We start from the raw sequence: 25,759 nt of genomic DNA, 5'->3' as shown, positions 1-25,759 counted from the left end.
GGCCCCGGAGGAATCTGTCGGTGATCGTTGCGCCCGGGGTCGCCCTGGAAGGCAGCGCAATAATTCAGTCGTTCGATACGGCGCGCTCGATATCACCGACCACCACGGCAGCCAGTCCCTGCCGCAACGAGCTTACTTGTTCCGCGCCGTTCAATCGCTCAAATTGCCGTTGAGCCTCTTCCCAGAGCGGCGCCGTTCTTTCAAACAAGTCTCGCCCCGCCTCGGTTAATTCAACCAGGCGACTCCTGGCATCGGATGGCGAAGGACTGATCGAGATCAATCCATCGCGCTCCAACAGGCCGGTCATTTTCCCCATCGCCGTGCGTTCGATGTCGAGCCGCTCAGCAAGGGTATTGATTGCAGCACTTCCCAACTCATTAAGCGCTGCCAAGGCAAGGTACTGAGTAATGCGAAGCCCCGAAGGCTCGAGTTGCGCATCATAGAAACGGGTGATCTGCCGGCTCGCCTTCCGTATGGCGGAACAGTTGCAATGGTCGATCCCTAGGGGTTGTTTCACCGGCAGCATCTCTACTTCCTCTTCACTACTGTTTGATTTTTGGTGCCTTGGCTATTCAAGTCACACATACACGTCGCGGTACTTTTCCACGAAGGCCTGCACCGACAGAGCAGGCGTTCCAGTAACCTTCTCTACTATGTCGTTCACACCTGCGAAGACGCCTTCACGGTAGTTCTGAGCAACCTCGACCAAGTGCTGTACGAGAGCTGGTGGAAACTTGTACTCATGCTCCATCTTATGCTCGAACGCCTCAATTGATGTCGGTGCGTACTGGATTTCCGCGCCAAGCACTTCACTCATAGCGGCGGCTATTTCGGTATGGTTCATTTCGACCGGGCCATGAAGGTTGTAGATCTTTCCTTCGTGCCCCGTTGGGTTGGCCAGAATGTGGGCAATCACCCGGCCTTGGTCATCAGTAGCGATAGGCGCGTGACGGCCATTTTCAAAGGGGAACTCGATTTTTTTCGTAGCCCAGATTTCTTTTGCAAAGTGAGGATACGCCAGCCAGTCCGCAAAAAAAGTCGGGCGAAGGTGCGTCGTCGGTACGCCTGACCAGTCGAAAACGCGCTCCGAGATCCAGTGATCTTGCGCCAGGTGACTTTTGGAATCGCGGCGCGCGGAGATCTGCGACATGTTCACGATTGCCGTTACCCCAGCCTCCTTCGCTGCCTGGGCAAAATAGGCCGCACCTTCGACGATTCCAGGTGCCAGTGGATAAAGGAAATAGGCCGAGCGAATTCCTTCCATTGCCGCACGAATAGCATCGATGTCGGTGAAATCGCCGATTGCAATTTCAACTCCGCGCTTGCGCAAAGCCGCAGCCCTTTCGTCGTCCGAACGCACGTAAGCGCGGACGCTTTTGCCCAATTTAAGCAGCTCATCAATTGCCGCTGCGCCAGTCCGCCCGGTTGCACCACTTACAAGAATATCCGCTGCGCTCATGTTCGTAATCCTCTCAATTGGTTAGAGCAGATGCCCCTTAATTCACGATAGGAGCATATGCCCCTATGTGGAATTAAATATAGGAGCGTACGCTCCTATTGTCAATCGATGCTCATGACCGTTCAGCGGGTCGACCCGCTTAGGCGTCCACACGATACTCTCGCTGACCGGACGCGAAGCCTTGCATTACAAGGTGTAGACGCATATTGAGTGGCCGCTCGAATAGGTCTGCGGGCAGCAGGCGACAGCGCACGAAATCATGGATGTCAGTTAGGCAGTGCAAACGATGAGTGTCGATATCGACTCCAATTATGTCGATATCGACAATGGTTGAGACAACCCTCCCCCCGTATTCTCAGTCTCATGCGGGTAGCGCCAAAGCCCGCAGGTAGCTGTCGCAAAATCGGGGCGCAGACCCAGCGAGGTTCTCGGACCATTTTGCTTCGGCAGGACAGTAAAAAATCAATGCTACTTTCAGCACTTTGCTGAATTGCAATAAGTAGTAGTTGCAACACCGTGACGAAAACGTCCAGGAGTCAAGAATGAAGATTGTGTCTAGCTCAACAAGCGCACTCGATGTCTCAGTCGGATCCGTGGAATGGGGAGAATCCACCAAAGGCATTCTCCGTGAGAGCGAACAAGTTCAGCTCATCGAAAATTTGAAGTACATCTTTAGCCAAGAGAAGCTCGATGCAGAACGCCACCGACTTGGCCTTCTGAATCCAAAGTACATTTCCATCGATGACCTTTTACCGCCTGACACCAAAATGGTCAGAGAGTCCCTCGCCTATGTTCAGGACTTGTATAAGCCGACTTTGATGCGACACTGCTGGCGTACCTACTACTTCGGATCAATGATCGCGTTGCACGATGGCATCGAATTTGACCGTGAACTCGGTTTCGCCTCGGCCATGCTTCACGACCTCGGCTTAACACCCACAGCTGACCCGCGGCCGTGTGACTGTTGCTTCGCCGTCAACGGTGGCGTGCACGCACGAGACTTCCTGTTAGGCCAGGGCTTCGCGCGCGAGCATGCCGATACGGTGGCGCACGCCATTGCCGTGCACCTTAATTATCACGTTCCAGCTGAGGAACATGGCGCAGAGGCATTCTTGGTTACGCGCGGCGCTATCTGTGATGTCTTCGGCACCGGTGTGTCACGAATGTCTCAACAATCAGTAAAAGATGTGCTTGCCAAGTACTCCCGCGACGAACTCTACAGCGTCTTCAGCGCGACAGCATTTGAACACCTGGTCGGCACGCGATTTGAAGTTTCGTTCAAGGCCGTGACAAGTGGGCTGGTGGAAACAATTCCGCACGCACTTGATTTACCGCCTTTCGTTTAATCTGCTTACAGAATGTCCAGGCTGCGACTTACTTAGTTAGTAGTTCCCAGTCTGGCTTCTGCCCTTCCAAAATATCTTATAAGCCAACTGATGTTGTGGTGACATGGATCAGTGTTCCAAATACAAACGCGTTGGAGGCTTACAAAGAAAAGCTCTGTGGATACTTGTCGAGCATGCGATGAAACGGAGCGGAACGAGATCGTCAGCAGTCGGCTAAGGGAGAATACTGTAGCGAGTCACCTACCCAGACCTTCACGTGCGTGGCTTAGCAGGGACGAGATGTCAGGAGCTCATCGCGCGGGGGGCATCGATCGCCGGAGACGGCTTACCAATTAAGTAGATAGTTTAAAGCTGCCGACCTCCGTACGAGAGCCAGCAACGGCCGCACCGCCATTATTGGGCGGTCAAGGGGTCTCTTCAACGAACGACGTGCCGCCACCTGGGGGCTGAAGCCCATATCCAACGGCATGCAAAATGCGGCGACCACCACTGTCAGTCGCCGCTCTGAAATCAAGCCTCGGCCTGGTCAGGAATGTCGCTCACTACCTCAGTCAGCTCCAGCGTGTCGATATTGTAGAAGAAGCCGTAGATCTCGACGTTCGCTGGCACCCCCGGATTTGCTCGAACAACTCCAACATCGTATTTGAGCGAGGTCTCGAAATCCGAAATGCAGATGCTGTCATGGTCAAACGCCGAGGAAATATCGCTGCCGTGCTCATGTTTGAACGCGTCAATGATGCCTTCATTGGTGAACGACGTCGCACCGCAGAATGAGTGGTGCACAACCACAACCCTTTTGATGCCGAAGAGATGGACCATCGTCGCAATTGACTGCACACCTGCGACGGCACGACCACCAGCGACAGACACGGGGAATAATGTCGTCGTATGTCCTACCCGATTTCCAGCTTCATCGAGAACGTTTTCGCCCGGGTAGACCTCGCCAAAATGCTTGGCAACAACGGCCGGTATTTCCGAAGCACGTGGATCGAAGCAGTGGATGACGATGGTATTGAGACTCACCGCCTTGGCGAAGAGCGGGCGGAACTCCGCTTCGTTGTACCAAGGCTGTGCTTTGAACGAGAAATCATTGAAGTTGGGCATTTTGTGTCTCCAGCGCTCTTGAATATTTTGTGACTGGGCCAAGCCAGTCAGCAAAAAGTACACAGATCTGTCTACCTTTTCAAGAAAAAAGTAGACAGATCTGTGTACCCTTGGTAGGGTGCAGGCTGGAGAATTTCTATGACGAATTTTGCTTCTAGTTTCAAAGACCTTCGCTTTGAGGACATTGCATCTCTCAAGCCCCGGGATCGTATATTAAAGACGGCAATCGTCCTCTTTAATGAACGCGGTGTGCACACTGTCGGAATTGATCGAATTATTGCTGAGAGTGGTGTGTCGAAGAGAACTTTTTATAACTACTTCCCTTCTAAAGCGGATCTTATTGCCGCCTATTTGGATTTTTGGCACTGGCTGCGATTTACGAACCTTGACAAGTACGCTGCGCGAGTTTGCGGCGATCCAAAAGCCGAGCTGCTGGCAATTTTTGATTTCCTTGAGTATTGGTTTTCCGAACAAGATTTCAGAGGCTGTGCATTTGCCCGAGGCCTGAATGACTTTAATGATGACGCATCGCAAATTCTGCGCGCCAAAGTTAGTGTGCACTTCGATGAATGGGCCAACTTCATTATGAAGCGGTTATCCCAGCTCGTGGAACCTGAAAAGGCGGACATCATCCTCCCGCAGCTTCTAAGCCTAATTACCGGAACAACCGTAGTTGCCCACGCCTCAGGCAACGTAAAAATCGCGCAACTGAATAAGAACATAGCTGAAGCACTCTTAAGTGGTCGAGTAATCTAATCTCGAAGATTAATTAGTGCATAATAGCCAACTCGAAAGCGCAATATAAACTGACTCATAGTCGCGGTAATATTTAAAATCTCGGATACGGACCGCCTACCATCCTGCAAGGGCGTGGTTTAATTTTACCTAACCAACGGTAAGCTGAACGAAACGATGAGAATAAAGTACACAGGCTCAGTACCTATGGTTAGGTCCGAACCGAGGTTAAGATGCAATATTTAATACCATAAACGTAGTGCTGAATTTATAAACCATCTCAAATGGAGCATTGTGGTAATGGAAATAGAAAATATCCTGAAGCTTTTAAGTCCTGTGGGTGTAATAGCAGGTGTTGCAAAGATCATCTACGAACACTCCTCCAGCAGCAAACACAAATTAAGGGACGACTACCGCTTTGCTAAGGATTTTCTTAAAGACATGGAACACCCTGACGGCCTTCACCATCTTGCCGTTCAGCGAGGCTATTATGCATTGGCGGGTACAACATCCATAAACGTGACTGACATTGCTTATCTTATCTCTCTGGAAAACCCAGACAAGTCGTTGAAAGATTACGCTCTAGCAAGGAATTATGTTGAGTTCAATGCGAAACTGAATCGAGTGGTCTACAGACCTAAGGTAAAAAGTAAATTTTCCAGAAGGTGGCGACAGACTGCGCATTTTAGCGCCTATTTTATATTCGCTTATTTATCCATATCACCACTCATTCTCCCTAGCTACTATAATCTCGGCTCACACTTCATGTGGTTGGCAATAGCCACTTTCCCTGTGTTTGGTTTTTTTGCGTTCCAAACACTGCGCAGTTTTATCAGAATTCAAAGAGGTGAAGCTTTGGTCAATGAGCAGAAAAAACACACCACACTGATTATTATAGAAAAAAAATAAGCGCAGCTATAATCGACTTCTGGGCTGGTGGCCACTTGCTGAGATAAGCGTTAATCAAAGTATCGTCCGCGCAGATCTTCGGCAAGACTAACGCCAGTGACTAACAGCGGATTGACAGGACGGCGCAAAGACAGTCCAGCAGATGATTTAAGGGAGCATCGACATAAATGAGGATGAAGTCAGGGACGGCAAGCGACAAGAAATACCTGATCATCACCAAGTACAGTACAAGACAGAATGACCAAGAAACCCAATAGACGGCTCGTCCCGAACCGATGGGATTCTCCACCAGTCGTTTCCAGTCCGTATCCGACATGAAGCTATACAGCTTTTTCCGCCAGTCCCGTCGGCTGTTATCTGCCAGGTTGTTGAACCTCAAGCTGGAGACAGTGCTGACCAAGATACTCAGGAACAACAACACAGCGACACCAAGCTGGAGAACCTTCATAGAAGCGTCTGGAATGGCGTTGGGTAATACGGGGGCTTTAAGCGCAGCTACGACGCCTGCTACGGCAAAATCTCGCCAAAGCGCCGAAACCAAGTCCCGGGTTGCGGTTTGGGTTTTGTTGACCTCTTCTTGCAAGCCTTTTCGGAGATCTCCCAGGCTCTTGACGGCCTCTTTACTTTGTTCTTGAAGATGGAAAGCGAAAGCTTCCTTCGCGCCGGCAAAACTATTAGGCAAAACATCATTGGTCCCGGACGGCCAGGTTTCCGCAGCGCTCCAGTTGATGCCGACATGGTTATTTAGCAGCTGAAACTTCGTTTCTGCCTCGCGAGGCGTGGCATAGACCCACTCACAGACATCATGGATCAGTTCAAAATTGATCTTGTCCCAGCACGTGTGTTTTTCGATAGGAATCGGTAGGGATCGCCCTCCACGAAAGAATACCTGGGCATCTTCCCCTTCGGACCTGATTTCCGTCGGCAGACAATAAATCAATTTTTGAACGGCGACGCTCGACCACGTTCGAAACGACTCGCTTGACTCCTTGGGCTTGTCATTGAGCAACCAGGCATCGATGTATTGCGGAGTGAATCGTTGCGTGAAATCACGCACCAGCTTGCCAGGCTTTTCGGGGGCTTGTTTGAATTCGGATAATGCCCACTCACGCCCAAACGGTTTCACGGAAAACAGAAAAGTTGAAAACTCAGAAAAATCGCCAGTGACCTCGATGCACTTTTGATTTTTGAGGCTTTGACCGCTGACCGAAAGCCCTTCCAGCCAACCTTTGAAACCCTTCTGACTGAAGAAAAGACACCGATCATCCTGGGTGGTCTTTTCTAGGACGATCGTCAGGCTCTCGCCTTCAATATCATCCCATGCCACGTTGGCAATCCGGAGCCGACCTGCAACCTCGGCGAATAATTCCAGCTCACCCAACCCGAGGTCTTCGACCTGACTGGCTATCGCCTTTAGCTCGACAACCAGCTCCGGAGCGTGATGAGTCACATTATCGATGCGGACGCTCTGAATCGACTCGGTCAGTGTTGACCCAGGTAGATGCGCGAGCTTTCGAAAAAAGCCGCTGATCTCGTCTCCAGTTTGTTTGCTCATAGTTCCTGCAAGCGACTCGTTCGAATGGTGACGATGGTTCCGTCATCCGTGTGCTGAACGTCAAGCAGGCCTTTAGCCCTCGCCGGCATGATTATTCGAATCCCCTCAGAGGTCATGTATTTCTTGTCCTCACTCAGGGGAAGTTCATCCTCGTCGTATGCAAAGGATTCGCCTGTCAGCTTGAGGCTGTCCAGCTCTTTATCAAACGTTTGACGAATGTCCTCACTGGCTTTGACGCCAAAAAAATCGATGAAGAATGCCTCGACCTCAAACTCCTTTCTGGCTTTCGCGATTTCCACAATCTTGTCTGAGACCTTGGACGTAATAGCTCGGGGCAATTCCTCGGCGTGAGCCTTTACCGTTTTCCTGACGGCCTTAACAAGATCGCCTGTCATCTCCTTCGGATTACGCAGTCGCTCAACCCCGAGGAAATTCTTATAGAAATCGCTGATGCCAGCGCGACTCATGCGATCAATGATCACGACCTCGGCGTCATCGGCTTTAAGGTCTATCAGCGCCGACTTCTGCAGTGCCTTGGGTGATTCGGTAAAGTTGTTCGTTACCGCCTGGAGGATGGCCTTGGCACCTTCGCGAGTAAAAGTGACGACTTTCTCGGAGTCGTACTTGATCAGCGAATACAGCTTTCTGTCATTCACTTTCAATCCGATGACGATCAGGACACCCGTTTTCATCCGTTTGTCGCCCACGCGATGAAACTGGCGAGCCAGATTTTTAGAGATGTCTACAAAGGTATGCTCCCCTCTTTCCCAACTTTCGAGCTTTTCCTTGACCTGAGAATTCACCTTAAAAAGAAATTTGTTGCCCTTGAGCGTTTCTTTGATGCGGTCGATAAAAAACTGCTCAAAAGTCGCGAGGGGGGTGTCGTCGAATAGGATCGGGTCATCCGCTCCGTGGTGAACCACGTGGAATATAAAATTCTCGATCTTTAGCGCATTAACTTCGGCAGTCGTGAGAGTGGCCAAGCGATATCCTCGATGCGGGCAGAAAGATAGCTAAACGCCATCAACAAATCATCTAACCACCTTTTTTGTCGGATGCACAGCTCGTAGAATCCAAATCCACATCCGTATTTTACTGTACAAATATACACCCATAATTTGGCTACGCCAGTTCTCTCTAAGCCGTGCGCCAAGTCAAAACGACGCTGCCACGCGAGAACTGCCGATCCGGGTGAAACCGCGGCCACGCCGGCTACCAGGCGAACCTGGCCATATCTCCGTAAGCCTCCGCTCTCTTTTCGACCAAAATATCGAACGCGCCCATCCCATGCGACCAAGTAGCGTCGGCCGCTGCACTCACCAGTCAGCACTAGGCAGGCGGACACCTGCGCGTGCTGTTGTGCTCGACGCACTTCGCCTACCAGTGGCACGACGGCGCTTTTTGCCCTCCATTTTAATGATTTGCAGGGGACTGGGACGTACCTCTTCCATCAGTGAACTCAGTCTCTCCAGCTCGCCGATTGCCCGCAAAACAGCAATCAGGTTGATCAAGGTACCTTTCCCCTGATTAAGCAGCAGGTGCAATGTCTGACGGCTAATCGCCGCGTTCTCTGCCACCGTTTCGAGACTGATGTTCCTCTTTAACCGCAGCGTTTTCAGGCGCTCCCCAACGGTGAGTGCGAGGACTTGATCCGTTTGAACACGAAATCGCATAGCGTCTGCCTTCCTAGACATTAATCGGGTTAATCAGAGTTTACGTCAGCAATTCTAGACAATACAGTGCGATAAATTCCCACGCTGCTGCAATCAAGAACGCCCCCCTCCCCCATGACCTGCGTCGGCCACGCTCATGAGCTGCGCTGAGCAACCGAATCAGCTGTTTTTACCCTTCGCGTACCGTTTTAGTGGCCTCCTTAACGCCCAAGCGCCGCTGAGGTTTGAGAAACTTGCATTCACAAACCTCATTATTCGCCCGCTTGTTAAATAAATGCTGCCGCTTTACAGGTGTAATTACATGGCCCTTATCTCGTTACGAAATCGTCCATCGAGGAGTCATTTCGACTCGGACGTGCCGGCGCGTCGCCAGTCACCAAAAGGTTCGTTGGCGCCGACATAGCGCATCGCCGTGTGCACGTCGCGCCAACCGACATACTTCATCAAATCTTTCGGGCTCCATTGGTTGCGCGTGGCCCAGGTGGCAAACCCACGGCGCAGCGAATGGCCACTGTAGCGCTACCCGGCGACACCGCCGCGCGTTAACGCCCGGCGCAACACCCGGGACACGCTGTACGGATGTAACGCGGTCGGGGCCAGATGCCCCCAGCGATCAATGCTGCAAAACACCGGTCCAGCCTGCAATTGACTGAGCGCCAACCAGTCTTCAACGCCTGCACCAGAGATAGTCGTTTTAGCGCCGGCACACTGACGGTACGGCCCTGATGCTCAGGGTCGGTTTTACTGCTGGATAGAAACAGGCTCAGCCCTTCGCCCGGCAGCAATGGGTTGGTTACAATCAGCAGCCGGCACAAGTCGTGCAGCGAAAGGCCCGCCAAAAATCCAGCAAAAGCAAGGTCCAATTGCCACCAGCGCGTAGACGCACGACCAAGTCGAGCAATGTTGCCTCCAACTGCAGTGCCTTCTCGCATTGTTCCAGTTCGCGCGACTGCAAAAATCAAAACGAAGCAACCAAAATCATTCAACAATTTTAAAGTTTTTCTTTATTGTGTCTCTAAGTCTAGCAATTTCCAGTCCACCTTCACGAATCCGCGATTCTTGTTTAGTACTATAGTCAGCTAGCCTTTGTAATTTCAAATTCAGATCAGCTAATTCCTCCTTCAGTTGCAGGGTACGATGAAACCAGGAACCAGCTACATACCTCGCTTTCTTCAAACGCTTTTGAAGTTCTTTGAGCTCGTAATCTTTAGAAATTGATTGTTCTTGATGAACCACGACTACAGCAGTATCGCGATGTTTTTTGATGTCCCTCAATTCGGAGAATGGCCAACCCTCATTGATATCAAGCACCTCAGCATGGCTGGCGTTAATAAGAGAGTTTCTAGCTCTGAACGTCAAAGTGTTGCGATGAACCCCTGCCAATCGAGCTAGGTTTGATTTCGTCGCAGGTTGGGCCGGATCACTCCTAATTTCTTTCAGCGCCGACTCTATCGACTCTGTAATCTGCTCAAAGTCTTGGGCATTTCTAGCAGAAAAAGGAAGATTTTCAGTCGTCATCTAGTTTTACCTCCAGAACATTGCAAACTCGTTTTGCCTCCTCCGCGGCGGCCTCGAAATGGTCTTTAGCATATGCAAAGCGCGGATCTTTGGCTCTGCTACGACTTTCAGCCAACATCGCTTTCCACGCGGGACCATGGACCTCTTTAGTAATTATACTGTTAGAACACGCGGAGGGATTGCATTTTAGCTGTCCTAAGCAGGGAGGCTGTTCGCCACCGATCTTTTCGCTTTTCACTCCTGTACAGTATGCAAGACCCACATTTACCAAACTGATACTGTTGTCCACTAAGGTTTCGATCAGCCGATCCCTTTCAAAACCAGCATCAGTCATGCCTTTAAAAAAACTTATCCTTCTTTCATCTATTTCACCTGCCGCACCACCATAGATTTTTTGATTTGGATCAAAAACTCCCAAAGCCATATTCTTTTTTAATTCGCGGAAAAATTCGCTCGACTGCTGCGACTGAATAAGCTTAGCAGCGTTACCGTACGACAAAGTGACGTCTGAGGGCAATGAGACAACACGACTATATAGGTGCTTCATCTGAAAGCTAATATACGGCAAGCCCAACTTTACCCTAACAAGCTGTCGAGACAAGGAGTGCTTAAATTGATGGGTAGTGAATTCAACGCCATCAAAAACCCCATCATCATTAATGTTTTTTAAAAAACCATTAACTGCCCCAGACAGAGACTTATCTAAATAAGGTTGGTTTTTTCCTGTCACACAATTGCAAGGCGCGAATAAATAATTATTGTTCTTGAGAGGAGCTAGACATTTGAGAACTGCAATGGCGTCTTCCACTGCCGGTATTGCAACCCATGTATCGTCATATAGCTGATGGTCCCCGCGTTTTTTTGATACTCGACCTACCACACAGGGCACCCCCATGCGCTCCTCTAAACAATCAACCGTCATTGAAGCCATTTCCGAGTATCTTGGCCCGAGATATAGTCCTAACACACACAGCGCAGCACTATTGATCTGTGTAGTGTACTCCCGCATCGCGCCTGCAGGCCTTATTAGCGTTTTCTTGAGCTTCTCATACTCACTACGATGCTCCTTAGAGTAACCAAGTCCTCGAAGCCGGATATATATATCAAAGTCGTCAGCGAATGACTGGACTACCGTGCGGATTTTATCTGGCGCTTTGTAGAAACTATCATTATCGATATCTGCCTTTTGCAAACCGTACCGATCCATAAAATCATGTACACGACCGATAGATCTCTGGCTTAAAGCAGCAAATTGTTCATCTGAAAAAAAGCGTAGATCATCGACTGGTTTTCCGGCGGCAGTACTGCCCAATCCCTCATTTTTAAAGACCAAACTATCTAAATCATTTTGCGTTAGTGAAAATTTACGTTGCACCAAAATTGCAGAACGAAAGTGAAATGCCACCCTGAGACCACGCCGAATATCATTGACACTTCGGCAACCATGAGTTTTGGCAACAGAGAACAAGTCTACAAGCTGAAGCTCCGCGATACTCGATACCGATACTGGATCGGGAAAACGCTGAACAACTACAGCTGAAATAAAATCTAAAGCTCGCTTGATCTTCGGCATCAACGAATAAATTTTTGCATATCCGGGCCGCTCTGCCCCTTTGGAAAATACAAAACTACTAGGAGACAATATATATATACCGAATATAGTTTGCAATTCATGCCGGAGGGCATTACCAAAGGGATAGCCGTCCCAATTCAAAGTATACCTTGAACTCGATATTGACCGCGGAGCCCCTTTGACGTCGTCAGCAAAGTCCCAAAAGCTCTGAAAAATAAGAGACTTAGTGGAAACACGCAATCTAGAGAGATCGACCGTGTGCTCAAGAGCACCCTCAATAAGTGACGGAGGTGATATTAATACTTTTGCCATTACATCACCGATCGCAAAACGATAGTGTCAACAATACTATTAACATTCAACGATGCTCTTTCGGCCTCTAATAAGTCCTCTATTGCCCAGTCACTAGTTTCAGAATCCAATAGCCCATTTAGTATATGCAAATTCTGCTGTAATGCAGCACGATGAGGAGTTGAAGATACTCCCTGTTCGAACGCTACTAGATACTGCGCTCGCAGAGCAAATAAGCTTGGTAAATTTTCTCTGAATATCAACACATTCGGGCAACGTAAGCACATATTGAATATCGTACAAGCGCAACCATCCCCGATGCCGGCAGCTTTACGAATATTATTAGGTGGACTGAAAACATTTTTGCACATACTTAGTGGCGTAGAAAAAATCACATCATTGCGGCGTGAGGAATCCAACGCAATTGGTTTTGGGTTAATTTGAAAATCCCTTGCATTATCCCGAATCATGGACAATGCTGCTTTCACCTCCTTCCGCGCGATCGGATTAAAGTCATGAGAATCAATATACCGAAATGTCGTCAATATACTGGCATGCCCCAAAATATCTTTGACGATATAAACGTCGACTCCACGCCTTAAAAGCTGAGAAACTAAAGATGGCCTAAAGCGGGGAAGTGTCACATTCAGAGGTTCTCCCGTACGCCCAACAAGTTTGTAACGGCGTGAAAAATCGTTAGACCAGACAGTCAAACACTTATTGGGCATTAAATAATCCCTCTCCCGATATTTCCCACTCTTGCTTTGGTAAACAAACAGGAAGTTTCGGCTTTGAGTTGGTAACTTTTCTCGAAAGCGGCTTGTTAAATCAAGCAATTCCCCCCAAAGTTTTTTTATCGTTTTATTCTGATACCCATCCAGCGCCTGAATATCAGACTGAAAAAGCCCCAAATGCATCTCTGCTTCGCCACTCCCTCTAAGCTTCGAGTAGCGAAGATACGGCCGACCTGTAATTGGGTGACACTCTTGGTAACTGTCGATCTGCAAATTCAACGCTACCGAAGTATTCAGACCTGTGATAGATACAATTTTGAAGAGATAGGGCAAGATGTGCTCATAACCAATTCTTGAAGTTACACCCCATCGTTTATATAACTCATTTAGTCCTCCGTGATAATTCGTAGCCGAGGAAAAAAAATTTCGATGTTCAACACGTGTCTCAGGCAAGTTCTGCAGTGGTACACATTCAAGAATGTTTTCAAAATACCACCTCATATTATCTTCGTCGCGCCACCAGCCATGGAGGACAGATTTCCTTTTACCCTCCACACTTCTATTTTCAGGAGCAACTCCTAGACCAGTGACTTTGTAAGGCAACAAAAACCTTCTTACATTTCTAATATCACTATCCAGAGCATTCTCAATTTGTTCCATTTCACCTAAATCGTAAGGCAAACGAGCATCAGTTCCCCGCCCAGAACTAGCAACTGCTGAATCCAAATAATCTGTAATGCCTACGTGTTTCTCATCAATCGCCAAATTTATGACTTGCCGAAATGTAGATATCAAAGTGCCTAGATTATTGTTTGAAACACCAATATCTTCCAGAAATGCGCGAAACCTAATAAGACTGTATTCATCAATCCCTTTTCCAAGCAAATATAGTCTATCAACGCCATATCCAAGTCCCTCACTAGCCCACCTAATCACTTTGTTTAAGCACTGGGTGTAAGCATTTTTTGCGGACCTCGATGGGTTCACTCCCAATTTTTTGCTGAAGATCCACTTTATTTGAGCATAAGGATCATCCGTACTCGGCTCCGGTATAATCTCTAAGGAAAATGCATTCATAACTGCGCTCTTCTTTTTTTTGGCCGACCACGCCGTTCCACGCAAAGCCTTATGGGCAAGTACGTTTTGGTATATATATCTTGAGCTTCTTCAAACCTACTTTTTAACCCCCGCTCTTTGAGTTTGGAAAACATAGCAGCTGGTAGATGAGTATATTGCTCGGTAGACTTTATCGAAGAATGACCAAATTGAGTCTGAATTAAGACCATTTTCTCAATATAATCATTCCCCCACTCGCCCTGGAGTATAGAAAGTGCTGTACCATGACGTAAGCGATGTGGACTAATGATGCCCGCCGGAAAGCCTGCACGCTTCCGGGCGTCTGATATCATCTTCTGAACTGCCTTGGCAGTTAACGGTTTTTTTTTGATATTTAGAAACGCAGGCTTTACTGCATTTCCGCCTGAAAATCTGTATACAGCCGTATTATGGTAACGCTGTATTCTCGAAAATACAGCCCGAGAAATAAGCGAATAACGCTCTTTAATATGGTCCTTCCCAGAACCCTTGCTTCCTCTAATCAACAGAGGCAAATATTCGAATGTCTCATCAAAGCATTGTAATAGGTCGATATCGTGCTTCATGATTCGAGGTACTTCCGAAACCCTCACCCCCGTCTCGTACATGAAGTGCAGAACACACCTCTGTGACTCATGATTGAGTGCGCAGGCCAATTGGATAAACTGATTTTTCGTGATGAAGCGGGGCATTTTGCGTCGCGGCCTCCTCGTCATGTACCGACGTGACCAGCCACTTTCTGTCCTAATATGACCCGCCTGAGCAGTTGTCAGCCAAACAAAGAACTCCTTTAAGCTGACTTCTCGGTTCCTGACCGTACTGTCTGCAAAACCATCGTTCTGGAGCGACTTAAAGTACTTCTCGAGCCCGAGAGTGCTAATGGAGGTCAATAGCACGTCAATGGGAATTCGACTGTGCAGCTCAGAACTTCGCAAGTACTCGCAGAAATATTTGAGATTATTCCCGTACAACTCAATAGATTTCGGAGAATAATTTCTGGGACTTTCCACCAGTGAGCGGAGCCACGCTGAGGCGAGCTCAACAACTTCCCCTTGGTCATCAAATAGGGTCGGCCGCGAGGGTCTATTGCGCGACGGCTGAATCATGAAGAAATCCATCGTATGAACCCCTACAGATTGCTCCTGAATCAGTATGGGTGGGCACGACGATATGTCAAATCGTACTGTGCATGTTCATCATCCTCGCTAGCACTGGCAATACTGAAAAATAGGGCTACCCCTTATACTGTGCAAAAAAAAATTAGTGGTTTAAAAGGATGAAGTCGGTACGGATCGCGCCCTTGATCTTGTCCTTCTCGAAGGCCACCAGGTCCGTGGCCGGATCCGCCACGGCTTCCACCAGGTGCGCCTGTTCTTCGGTGCGCTTGTGGAAGAAGCTATGGGCGAGTTTTTCGAAACCTTCAAAACACAGGTAAGCGCCGCCCAGCATCAACAACGGCGTGACCGCCCACGGCGCAAACGCGCTGATCAGCAACGCAGCCGGCACCAAAATCAGCTTGTTGACGAACGAGCCCTTGGCCACCGCCCACACCACCGGAATTTCCCGCTCGGCGCGCACCCCGGAGACTTGCTGGGCATTCAACGCCAGGTCGTCCCCCAGCACGCCGGCGGTTTTCTTCGCAGCCATCTTGGTCATCAACGCCACATCGTCGAGCACCGCAGCGATGTCGTCGATCAATACCAGCAAACTGCTTCCTGCCATGGCTCAGGCTTCCCGTGATTCAAAGTGCGCCGAGAATAACGCGGCGCACACCGGGTTAGCGAGCCGTTCAGTGCTGAGGGGTTTGCCAACCACCGCCCAGGCTCTGGATCAGCGCCACACTGCCCTGGCTGAGCTGGCCCTGGGTGTCGCGAAGATTCTGCTCGGCTTGCAGCAACACCAGTTGCTGGGTCAGCACGGCCTCCTGGCTCACGGTGCCGGCGCGCAACTGTGCTTCCTGGCTGCCGAACAGTTGCTGATTACGCTGGTACACCTGCTGGAACGCATCGGCCTGGGTTTGCAGGTGGTTGATTGCCGACAGGTTGTCTTCAACGTTCTGCAAGGCGCTGAGCACGGTACCCTTGTAGGTCGCGGCGATCTGGTCATAGCTGGCCTCGGCCTGCTTGACCGCCGCTTCGCGGGCGCCGCCGTCAAACAGGGTTTCCGCCAGCGCCGGGCCCAACGTCCAGATGCGATTGGGCAGGGAGAACAACCCGCCCAACGCACTGCCGCGGTAACCGGCCTCGGCAGTAAGATCCAGGGTCGGGAAGAATGCGGCTTCAGCCACGCCGATTTTCGCGTTGGCCGCCGCTGCCGAGCGCTCCGCCGCCACCACATCGGGACGCCGTTGCAGCAGGGTCGACGGCAAGGTCAACGGTGGCCGCGGGACCACGAAGCTGTAGTCATTGCGCACCGCCACGCTGAATTCACTCGGCGCCACGCCCACCAGCACGGCCAGCGCGTGTTCGTATTGCTCGCGGTCGCGCAGGGAGGTCTGCAAGTCGGCAATCGAAGTGGTCAACTGGTCCTGCGCCACCAGCAACTGGTCGTTGGTGGCGACGCCCTGGGTGAACTGCACCTGGATCATTTCCAGCAGTTGCTGGTTGATCTTCTGTTGTTGCTGCAACAGGCGCACGTCGATGTCCATCTGCCGCAGGGCGAGGTAGTTACTCGCCACGCTGGAACTGATGGACAGCCGCACCCCGGCCAGCAACGCATCCGATTGCTGGGCCGTCGCCTGGCTGGACTCTATCCCGCGCCGCACCAGGCCCCACAGGTCCGGCTCCCAACTGGCGGTCAAGGTTGCGCTGACGCTGTTCGCGACGCCGCCCGTCGAGGTGCCGGTAGTCGACGTACCGCTGCCGCTGCCCGCCGTTCCCCGCGAACCCGACAACCCCACGCCCACCGTCGGCCACAAACCGGCCCGGCTGGACGCCACCTGCGCCTGAGCCAAACGGTACGCGGCCTCCGCCGCGATGATCGATTGGTTGGCCTTGGCCGAGCGCGCCACCAGGTCGTTCAGCACCGGGTCCTGATAGGCCAGCCACCACTGGCTGTCCATCGCCCCTTGGGGGTTAGCCGCCGCGCGCTGCCACTGCGCGCCTTCCTTGAACGACTGCGGCAGCTCCATGGCGGGCTTCTGGTAATCGGGCCCGACCATGCAGCCGCCGAGCAGCAGGCTGATGCAAAGCACGCTGTATTTCACGTTCATAACCTTGCTTCCTTACGCCGACCCAGGCGCTGTGACGCCCGGTCGAGCCACAGGTAGATCACCGGGGTGGTGTACAGCGTCAGCACCTGGCTGAACAGCAGGCCACCAATAATCGAAATCCCCAACGGCCGGCGCAACTCAGAGCCATAACCGGTGCCGAGCACCAGCGGCAGCGCGCCAAGGATCGCCGCCAGGGTCGTCATCATGATCGGCCGGAAACGGATCAGGCACGCTCGGCGAATCGCTTCCTTGGCCGTTAGGCCGAACTCCCGCCGCTCGGTGATCGCGAAGTCGATCATCATGATCGCGTTTTTCTTCACGATACCAATCAACAGAATCACCCCCACCAGCGCAATGATCGACAGCTCGGTGCCGGTCAGCAGCAAGGCGATCAACGCACCGACGCCGGCCGAGGGCAGGGTCGAAAGAATGGTCAGCGGGTGCGTCAGGTTTTCGTAGAGGATGCCCAGCACGATATACACGCACAGCAACGCAGCGACGATCAGCAGTGGCTCACTGGCCACCGACGACTGGAACACCTGGGCCGTACCGGCAAACTGGCCGACCACACTGGCGGGCATGCGCAGTTGCTTCACCGCATCGTCCACCATCGCCGTGGCCTGGCCGATGGACGTGCCGGGCGCCAGGTTGAACGAGACTGTCACCGCCGGGAACGTGCCCTGGTGACTGATGGAAATTGCGGTGCGCGCCACCGTGTTATCCGCCAGTGCCGAGAGTGGCACCAGGGTCTGCCCGGTGGTCAGGTTGGGCGCCGCCGTGGTGCCCTTGGTGGTCGTGGCCTGGGTGCCCGTCGGCACATAAATGCCCTTGAGCGCGGAAGGGTCGGTCCAGTATTCCGGCGCGATTTCCATCACCACGTGGTACTGGTTGGCCGCGCGATACAGAGTCGCGACCTGGCGCTGGCCAAAGGCGTCGTACAGCGTCTGGTCGACCGCCGAGACACTCACCCCGAGGCGCGCCGCCGTGTCCCGGTTGATTTGCACATTGGCCAGCAAGCTGTTGTCTTGCTGGTCGGTATTGAGGTCGGTGAGTTGCGGCAATTTGCGCAGCACCGCCACCACCTTGGGCACCCATTCGTCCAGCGACTCCTGGTCATCGGCGGTCAGGGTGTATTGGTATTGCGCGCCACTTTGCCGGCCACCCACGGTGATGTCCTGGGCCGACTGCAAATACAGCTTGGTGCCCGGCAAGTCGCCGAGGCTGCGGCGGATCTGGCCGATGATTTCGGTGGCGTTGTCCTTGCGCTCGCCCAGGGGCTTGAGCAATACAAACATCTGCGCGCTGTTGACCGCCCCGCCGCCCCCTCCGCCACCGCCGACAAACCCGGCGACGGTTTCGATGTTCGGGTTTTTCATCACCTTGCGGTTGATCTCGGTGAAGTCCTTCTGCATCGCCCCATAGGAAATGCTCTGGTTCGCCAGGATGCTACCCTGCAAGCGCCCGGTGTCTTCCTGGGGGAAAAAACCCTTGGGCACCAGCACGTACAACACGCCGGCGAGCACGATCACCAACACCGTCACAAAACCCATCAGCACCGTATGGTCGATCACCCAACCGAGGGTGCGATCGTAGAAGCGGTGAAAGCGCGAGTCCGGGTGTTCACTGCCTTCATGAATCGCTTTCGGCGCGCGCAGCAGCACGCTGGCGAGCATCGGTGTAACCGTCAGCGAGATCAGCATCGAGATCACGATGGCCACCGACAACGACACCGAAAACTCGCGGAACAGCCGCCCGACAATCCCGCCCATCAGCAGCAGCGGAATAAACACCGCCACCAGCGACACGCTGATGGTCAGTACCGTGAAGCCGACTTCCTGGGCACCGGCCAGCGCCGCTTCCACCCGGGTCTTGCCGCGCTCCAGGTGGCGCATGATGTTTTCCACCACCACAATCGCATCGTCCACCACAAAGCCGGTGGAAATCGTCAGCGCCATGAGTGACAGGTTGTTCAGGCTGTAGCCGAGGAAGTACATCGCGCCGAAGGTGCCGAGCAGCGACAGCGGCACCACAATCGCCGGCACCAGGGTGCTGCGCCAGTCGCGGAAGAAGCCGAAGGTCACCAGGGTCACCAGCAGGATCGACACCAGCAACGTGATCTCGACGTCATGCAACGAGGCGCGAATGGTGGTGGTGCGGTCCATCAGCAGGTTGAGCTTGATCGTCGCCGGAATCGAGCTTTGCAGGAACGGCAGCGAGGCTTTCACCGCGTCCACCGTTTCGATCACGTTGGCGCCCGGCTGCTTGAACACCACCAGCAGTACCGCCGGCTTGCCGTTGGACAGGCCGAAGTTGCGCAGGTCCTGCACGTCTTCGCGCACGTAGCCCAGGTCGGCGATATGGATCAGGTCGCCGTTGTGGGCCTTGACCACCAGCGGCCCGTAGTCCTTTTCATCGAGCAACTGGTCATTCGCCGCAATGCCGTAGTTGCGATCACCGATGGCCACGTTGCCCTTGGGCAAGTTGACGTTGGAGGCGTTGATCACCTGGCGCACCTGCTCCAGGCTCACGCCGTACTGGTTGAGCCGATCGGGGTTCAATTCCACCCGCACCGCCGGCAGCGCCCCGCCGCCCACCGTCACGTCACCGACCCCGGTGGTCTGCAACAACTTTTGCTCCAACAGGGTCGAGGCCACGTCATACATCTGCCCCGGCGTGGCGCTGTCGGAGGTCAGGCTGATGATCAGAATCGGCGAATCCGCCGGGTTGACCTTGCGGTACGTCGGGTTGCCGGACAGGTCGCTGGGCAGGTTGCTGCGGGCGGCATTGATCGCCGCCTGCACATCCCGCGCGGCGCCGTCGATGTCGCGATTCAGGTCGAACTGCAAAATGATCCGCGCCGAGCCCAAGCTGCTGGATGAGGTCATCTGCGTGACCCCGGCGATCTGCCCGAACTGGCGCTCCAGGGGCGTGGCCACTGAACTGGCGACGGTGGTCGGATCGGCGCCGGGCAACGAGGCGCTGACGCTGATGGTCGGGAAATCCACCTCCGGCAACGGCGCCACCGGCAACAGCATGAAGGCCAGCGCGCCAAACAGCGCGAGGCCGGCCGCCATCAAGGTGGTTGCAATCGGGCGGCGAACAAACGGCGCGCTGAGGTTCATTGCCATCAGACCGCTTCAGCCGGGCGGCGGCTGAAGCGCTGCCCCAGGCCGTGCATGGCGAGGAAGATCACCGGCGTGGAAAACAGCGTCAGCAACTGACTGAGCAACAACCCGCCGATAATCGCGATGCCCAGCGGGTGACGCAGCTCCGAACCAATCCCCGTACCGAGCGCCAGCGGCACCGCGCCGAACAGCGACGCCATGCTGGTCATCAGGATCGGCCGGAACCGCAACTCTGCCGCCTGGCGGATCGCAGCCGTGGGGCTCAGGCCGCCCTCGCGTAACAACTCCAGGGCAAAGTCGACCATCATGATGCCGTTTTTCATCACGATACCGATCAGCAACACAATGCCGATCAGGCCGATGATGTCGAACTGCGTGCCCGTCACCAGCAGCGCCAGCAAGGCCCCGAGTGCTGCCGAGAGCAGCGTCGAAAGGATCGTCACCGGGTGCACGAAGCTCTCGTACAGAATCCCCAGCATCAGGTACACCACCACAATCGCCGCCACCACCAGGAATACCTGGTTGGACAGCGACTGTTCGAACGTCGCCGCCGCGCCTTCCAGGTTGGCCTGCACCGACAGCGGCAAGCCGACCTTGGCCTCGATGTCCTTGAGCCGCGTCACTGCCGTGCCAAGGGTCTGGCCCGGAGCAAGGTTGAACGACACGTCGGCATACGGAAACTGACCCAGGCGGTTGATGGTCACGGGCGTGCGCACCACCTGCATGGTCGCCATGCTCGACAGCGGCGCCACACCGCCACCGGGAATGTCCACGTACAACCCGGTGAGCAGGTCCGGCAAGTTGCGCGGCGGATGGTCGGTGGCGATCACCACGTGGTACTGGTTGAGCTGGGTGTAGATCGTCGAGACCTGGCGCTGGCCGAAGGCGTCATACAGCACGTCGTCAATCGCCTGGGGCGTGATGCCGAGGCGCGAGGCGGTGGCGCGGTCAAAGGTCAGCTGGATCTGATTGCCGAATTGCATCGCCTGGCTTTGCACGTCGGTGAACATCGGGTCTTGCTTGATCGCCGCCAGCAGCTTGTTGGTCCACGTTTCCAGCTCGTCCGGATCGGTGGCTTGCAGGCCCAGCCGGTAGCTGGTGGTGGACACCGTGGCGTCGAGGGTCAGGTCCTGTACCGAGTGCAGGTACAGGCGGATCCCGGCGTCGTCGGCGTTGGCATCGGAGAGCCGGCGGATCACCTCGGTGGCACTGTCACGCTCGCCGCGGGGCTTGAGGTTGATCAGCAGGTTGCCCTGGTTGATGGTCGGGTTGGTCTGGTCGATACCGACGAAGGACGACAGGCTTTGCACCGCCGGGTCCTTGAGGATTCGCGCGGCCAGGCGCTGTTGCTCGGTCTGCATCTGCTGGAACGAAACGGTCGGCGCGGCTTGGGAAATGCCCTGGATCAGCCCGGTGTCCTGGTCGGGGAAAAAGCCCTTGGGCATGATCACCAGAATCATCAGGGTCAGCGCGGCGGTGAGCGCTATCGAGATCAGGGTCAAGGTGCGGTGCGCCAACACCCAGTCAAGGCCACGCACGTAGTGGGTGTTGATGCGGTCGAAGAAATCCGCGCGGCGCTCCTGGTGCTTATTCTTGAGCATCCGCGCGCACATCATCGGCGTGAGGGTCAGGGAGATGAACGCCGAGATAACGATGGTCACGGCCACGGTCATGGCGAATTCGCGGAACAGCCGGCCGACCACATCGCCCATGAACAGCAGCGGGATCATCACTGCAATCAGCGCAATCGACAGCGAAATAATCGTGAAACCGATTTGCTCCGACCCCTTGAGCGCCGCCTCCAGCGGCGAGTCGCCCGCCTCGATATAACGCGTGATGTTTTCGATCATCACGATCGCGTCGTCCACCACGAATCCGATGGCGATAGTCAGCGCCATCAGTGTCAGGTTGTTCAGGGAAAAGCCCAGCGCATAAGCCACCGCCAGGGTGCCCACCAGCGTCAGCGGCACGGTGACTGCCGGAATAACCGTCGCCGCAACGTCGCGCAGGAAAATGAAAATCACGATCACCACCAGCAGCACCGCCACCGCCAGTTCGTACTGCACATCGGTGACCGAGGCGCGGATGGTTTGCGTGCGGTCGGTCAGCACATCGACCTTCAAGGTACCCGGCAAACTGGCCCGCAGCTTGGGCAGCAATTGCTGCACGCGGTCGACCACCTGAATCACATTGGCGCCGGGCTGGCGCTGGATGTTCAGCACAATCGACGGCGTGCTGTTGGTCCACGCAGCCTGGCGCGGGTTCTCCGGGCCCTGGGTGGAACTGGCGATCTGCGACAGGCGAATCGGCGCGCCATTTTTATAGGCGATCACCAGGTCGCGGTATTCCTCGGCCGATTGCAGCTGGTCGTTGGCACCAATCGAATACGCCTGGAACTTGCCGTCGATATTGCCCTTGGCCTGGTTGACGTTGGCCGTGCCGAGGGAGGTGCGCAGGTCATCAATGGACAGGCCGAGGCTATTGAGCGCCGAGGTATTCGCCTCGACCCGCACCGCCGGGCGCTGACCGCCGCTGATGGTCACCAGGCCGACGCCAGTGATCTGCGAGATCTTCTGCGCCAGCCGTGTATCCGCCAGGTCCTCGACCTTGGTCAGCGGCAACACATCGGAGGTCAGGGACAGGGTCAGCACCGGCGCATCCGCCGGATTGACCTTGCTGTATACCGGTGGGTACGGCAGGTTGGCCGGCAGGAAAGTGCCGGCGGCGTTGATCGCGGCCTGCACTTCCTGCTCTGCCACATCCAGGGACAGCGACAGGTCGAATTGCAGGGTCACCACCGAAGCGCCGTCGGAGCTGGTGGAGTTCATCGACTTGAGGCCCGGCATCTCGCCGAGCTGGCGCTCCAGCGGCGCGGTGATCGAGGAGCTGACCACGTCCGGGCTGGCGCCGGGGTATTGGGTGAAGACCTGGATGGTCGGGTAATCGACTTCGGGCAACGCCGACACCGACAACAGGTGATACCCCAACATCCCCAGCAACAGCACCGCGACCATCATCAAGGTGGTGGCGACGGGACGTTCGATAAAGGGCCGCGAAATGTTCATGCTCGGCAGCTCCTCACTGGGCGACGACCTTCACGGCCGAACCGTCATCCAGTTTGTCGGCGCCTTCGGTGATCACCTGCTCGCCTGGCTTGACCCCGTTCTCGAGCACCGCCGACACATCGCCCATCGATGGGCCGGTCTTGATGTTGCGCAGGCTGGCCTTGTCGCCATTCACCACGAACACGAAATCGCCCTTGCTGCCATGCTGGATCGCCCGGGTGGGCACCACGGCAACCTGGGCCAGGGTGTCGGCCTTAAGGCGCGCATTGACGAACTGGTTGGGGAACAGCGCACTGCCCGAATCATCGAACTGCGCCTTGACCTTGATGGTGCCGGTGGAGGTGTCTACCTGGTTGTCCAGGGCCAACAGGCTGCCGGTGGCCAGCAGGGCTTTCTTGTTGCGGTCGTAGGCCAGCACCGTCACGGCGCCACGGCCCAGGGCCTGGTTGATAGCGCCCAAGTCGTCCTCGGGGACCGCGAACACCACGGTGGCCGGGTTCATCTGGGTAATCACCACGATGCCGGTGGTGCTGGTGGTGGTGACGTAATTGCCGGGGTCGACCAGGCGCAGGCCCACCACACCGTCGACCGGCGAGGTGATGGTGCAGTAGCCGACCTGCACTTCAAGGTTCTGCACATTGCCCTGGTCGGCGGCCACGGTGCCCAGTTGTTGCTGGACCAAGGACGCCTGGGTGTCGACGGTTTGCTGGCTGGTAGAACCGGCCTTGACCAGTTCGCGGTAGCGCACCAGATCGCGCTGGGCATTGCTCAACACAGCCTGGTCGTGGGCCAGGGTACCCTTGGCCACGGCCAGTTGGGCCTTGAGGGCGCGGTCATCGATCCGCGCAATCACCTGGCCCTTGCTGACGTGCTGGCCTTCCTTGAATTCCACGCTGCTGAGGATGCCATCGACCTGGGTGACCACGGTCACACTGCGGGTGGGGGTGACGGTGCCGAGGGCATCGATATACACCGGCACGTCCTGCAACACCACCGGCACCACGGCCACCGGTTCGCCGGTGACGGCCGGCCGGCCTTTGTGCCCGCCTGCAAAGAAGTGCAAACCCAGGGCAATCAACAACGCTACCAGTAACAACGTGCCAACGGCCCAGGCGAACGTACGTCGTCTGCTTTTCTCCACGGGTTTCTCTCTCGAACGCCGAAAACAGGAAGGGGCGGCCAGGCTAAATGGCCGCTCGCTGCCTGAACTCTAGCAGCGCGCTGGAGCTGTGCCTGTACGACCGTGAATGCGTTCAGCATCAAGACAGACAAAGTCAGCTGGGCGCCCCGCCATGCAAGGGCTGCGGCGGGATTCTTGAGCCCTGCGCAAAGCCGGTGCTACCATGCCAGACCGCCTGTCTTGGCAAGGAACCTCCTGGTCTATGAGCACCATTCGCGAGCGCAACAAAGAACTGATCCTGCGGGCTGCCAGTGAGGAGTTTGCCGACAAGGGCTTCGCCGCGACCAAAACCAGCGACATCGCCGCCAAGGCCGGGCTGCCCAAGCCCAACGTCTACTACTACTTCAAGTCCAAGGACAACCTCTATCGCGAGGTGCTCGAAAGCATTATCGAGCCGATCCTGGCGGCCTCCACACCGTTCAATCCTGATGGCGACCCTTCGGCCGTGCTGAGCGGGTACATCCGCTCGAAGATCTGCATCTCCCGGGATTTGCCGTTTGCCTCGAAAGTGTTTGCCAGTGAGATCATGCACGGCGCCCCGCATTTAAGCCCCGAGCAGGTGGAACAGCTGAATGCCCAGGCCAAGCACAACATCGACTGCATCCAGAGCTGGGTGGACCGTGGGCTGATTGCGCCGATTGATCCGCATCACCTGATGTTCAGCATTTGGGCGGCGACGCAGACGTATGCGGATTTTGACTGGCAGATTTCGGCGGTGACCGGGAAGGCGAAGTTGGATGAAGCGGATTATGAGGCGGCGGCGCAGACGATTATTCGGTTGGTGTTGAAGGGGTGTGAGCGGGACTGATAGACCGCAGCGTCTTCAAGATTCGCGAGCAAGCCCGCTCCCACATTTGAATTTGTGCCAGACATAAATTGTTTAAACGCCGCAGATCCAATGTGGGAGCGGGCTTGCTCGCGAAAGCGCCCTCCCAGACACATCCTGCACAAAGCCAAACCATCATCTCCAGATTCCCCGATCTAGCCTCTCAGAACCCCACCTGAAGAGAGGCAAAGGAATGCCTGATCCAGCTGCTTCACATCGCCTGCGCATCGGGCGATTCAGCGAGTCCAACCGCATCTACCTGATCACCACCAACACCCACGAACGCGCGCCGATATTCAGTGATTTTTATCTCGGCCGCCTGGTGGTCTGGCAATTCCGGCTCGCCCAGTATCAAGGGCT

The 25,759-nt window shown here is 54.5% G+C and carries 18 protein-coding genes and 3 pseudogenes; 5 read left to right on the top strand and 16 right to left on the bottom strand.

All coding sequences use genetic code 11. The annotated features are described in order from the left end of the window. Positions 1–64 precede the first annotated feature (64 nt). Entirely contained in the window at positions 65–526 is a 462-nt protein-coding gene (locus A462_RS20790) for a MarR family winged helix-turn-helix transcriptional regulator (protein ID WP_008433911.1), read from the bottom strand. A gap of 51 nt (positions 527–577) precedes the next feature. Continuing rightward, complete coding sequence (locus tag A462_RS20795; protein ID WP_008433909.1) at positions 578–1,459, bottom strand: NmrA family NAD(P)-binding protein; 882 nt, start codon at positions 1,457–1,459, stop codon at positions 578–580. A gap of 542 nt (positions 1,460–2,001) precedes the next feature. Here A462_RS20795 and A462_RS20800 point away from each other — a divergent pair. Then, positions 2,002–2,805 (top strand): HD domain-containing protein, encoded by an 804-nt coding sequence (locus tag A462_RS20800; protein WP_008433906.1) that lies wholly within the window; start codon positions 2,002–2,004, stop codon positions 2,803–2,805. A gap of 510 nt (positions 2,806–3,315) precedes the next feature. Here A462_RS20800 and A462_RS20805 read toward each other — a convergent pair. Further along, a complete protein-coding gene (locus A462_RS20805) occupies positions 3,316–3,909 on the bottom strand; it encodes a hypothetical protein (protein ID WP_008433904.1) in 594 nt (197 codons plus the stop codon). A 138-nt stretch (positions 3,910–4,047) separates the two neighbouring features. On the opposite strand from A462_RS20805, the gene A462_RS20810 reads away from it, so the two are divergent. Together A462_RS20810 and A462_RS32900 are read left to right on the top strand one after the other, a co-directional pair. Beyond that, entirely contained in the window at positions 4,048–4,665 is a 618-nt protein-coding gene (locus A462_RS20810) for a TetR/AcrR family transcriptional regulator (protein ID WP_008433902.1), read from the top strand. 279 nt (positions 4,666–4,944) lie between these two features. Further along, the gene (locus A462_RS32900; RefSeq protein ID WP_008433900.1) at positions 4,945–5,553 is read left to right on the top strand and encodes a hypothetical protein; all 609 of its coding nucleotides are present in this window, start codon (positions 4,945–4,947) and stop codon (positions 5,551–5,553) included. 100 nt (positions 5,554–5,653) lie between these two features. Here the strand turns inward: A462_RS32900 and A462_RS20815 are convergent, their stop codons facing one another. The 13 genes and pseudogenes from A462_RS20815 to A462_RS20865 all read right to left on the bottom strand — a co-directional run bounded on the left by A462_RS20815 (position 5,654) and on the right by A462_RS20865 (position 24,534). Further along, on the bottom strand, positions 5,654–7,108 hold the full coding sequence (locus tag A462_RS20815; RefSeq protein WP_008433898.1) for a hypothetical protein: 1,455 nt from the start codon (positions 7,106–7,108) through the stop codon (positions 5,654–5,656). Further along, on the bottom strand, positions 7,105–8,091 hold the full coding sequence (locus tag A462_RS20820; protein WP_008433896.1) for a nucleoid-associated protein: 987 nt from the start codon (positions 8,089–8,091) through the stop codon (positions 7,105–7,107). Before A462_RS20820 ends, A462_RS20815 begins: the two co-directional genes overlap by 4 nt. Positions 8,092–8,424: 333 nt before the next feature. Next, a complete protein-coding gene (locus tag A462_RS20825) occupies positions 8,425–8,781 on the bottom strand; it encodes a transcriptional regulator (protein WP_008433891.1) in 357 nt (118 codons plus the stop codon). Between the two features lie 339 nt (positions 8,782–9,120). Continuing rightward, positions 9,121–9,285: pseudogene (locus A462_RS35055) on the bottom strand (hypothetical protein); the annotation flags it as partial. Between the two features lie 474 nt (positions 9,286–9,759). Then, positions 9,760–10,299: a hypothetical protein gene (locus A462_RS20830; RefSeq protein WP_008433889.1), complete on the bottom strand. Its 540-nt coding sequence runs from the start codon at positions 10,297–10,299 to the stop codon at positions 9,760–9,762. Beyond that, positions 10,289–12,184, bottom strand: coding sequence for a tyrosine-type recombinase/integrase (locus A462_RS33280; protein ID WP_083853198.1), 1,896 nt, complete (start codon positions 12,182–12,184; stop codon positions 10,289–10,291). The genes A462_RS20830 and A462_RS33280 overlap by 11 nt, the downstream gene beginning before the upstream one ends. Next, a complete protein-coding gene (locus tag A462_RS33275) occupies positions 12,184–13,974 on the bottom strand; it encodes a site-specific integrase (protein ID WP_083853197.1) in 1,791 nt (596 codons plus the stop codon). The genes A462_RS33280 and A462_RS33275 overlap by 1 nt, the downstream gene beginning before the upstream one ends. Continuing rightward, positions 13,971–14,684: a tyrosine-type recombinase/integrase gene (locus A462_RS34235; protein WP_157222833.1), complete on the bottom strand. Its 714-nt coding sequence runs from the start codon at positions 14,682–14,684 to the stop codon at positions 13,971–13,973. Before A462_RS34235 ends, A462_RS33275 begins: the two co-directional genes overlap by 4 nt. A 580-nt stretch (positions 14,685–15,264) precedes the next feature. Further along, positions 15,265–15,714, bottom strand: a pseudogene (locus A462_RS20845) (DUF808 family protein); the annotation flags it as partial. A gap of 67 nt (positions 15,715–15,781) precedes the next feature. Next, positions 15,782–17,203: an efflux transporter outer membrane subunit gene (locus A462_RS20850; protein ID WP_008433884.1), complete on the bottom strand. Its 1,422-nt coding sequence runs from the start codon at positions 17,201–17,203 to the stop codon at positions 15,782–15,784. Further along, complete coding sequence (locus A462_RS20855) at positions 17,200–20,325, bottom strand: efflux RND transporter permease subunit (protein WP_032899230.1); 3,126 nt, start codon at positions 20,323–20,325, stop codon at positions 17,200–17,202. Before A462_RS20855 ends, A462_RS20850 begins: the two co-directional genes overlap by 4 nt. Before the next feature lie 5 nt (positions 20,326–20,330). Next, complete coding sequence (locus A462_RS20860; protein WP_003210588.1) at positions 20,331–23,393, bottom strand: efflux RND transporter permease subunit; 3,063 nt, start codon at positions 23,391–23,393, stop codon at positions 20,331–20,333. A gap of 13 nt (positions 23,394–23,406) precedes the next feature. Next, a complete protein-coding gene (locus A462_RS20865; protein WP_008433882.1) occupies positions 23,407–24,534 on the bottom strand; it encodes an efflux RND transporter periplasmic adaptor subunit in 1,128 nt (375 codons plus the stop codon). Positions 24,535–24,775: 241 nt separating this feature from the next. On the opposite strand from A462_RS20865, the gene A462_RS20870 reads away from it, so the two are divergent. Together A462_RS20870 and A462_RS20875 are read left to right on the top strand one after the other, a co-directional pair. After that, the gene (locus tag A462_RS20870) at positions 24,776–25,381 is read left to right on the top strand and encodes a TetR/AcrR family transcriptional regulator (protein ID WP_003210590.1); all 606 of its coding nucleotides are present in this window, start codon (positions 24,776–24,778) and stop codon (positions 25,379–25,381) included. A 211-nt stretch (positions 25,382–25,592) separates the two neighbouring features. Then, a pseudogene (locus A462_RS20875) lies at positions 25,593–25,759 on the top strand (REP-associated tyrosine transposase); the annotation flags it as partial.

Origin of the sequence: Pseudomonas sp. Ag1 (assembly GCF_000278565.1) — a bacterium.
Lineage (GTDB): Bacteria > Pseudomonadota > Gammaproteobacteria > Pseudomonadales > Pseudomonadaceae > Aquipseudomonas.
Note: the sequence above shows the minus strand (reverse complement) of the source record. Positions and strands in the feature narration are given on the sequence as shown.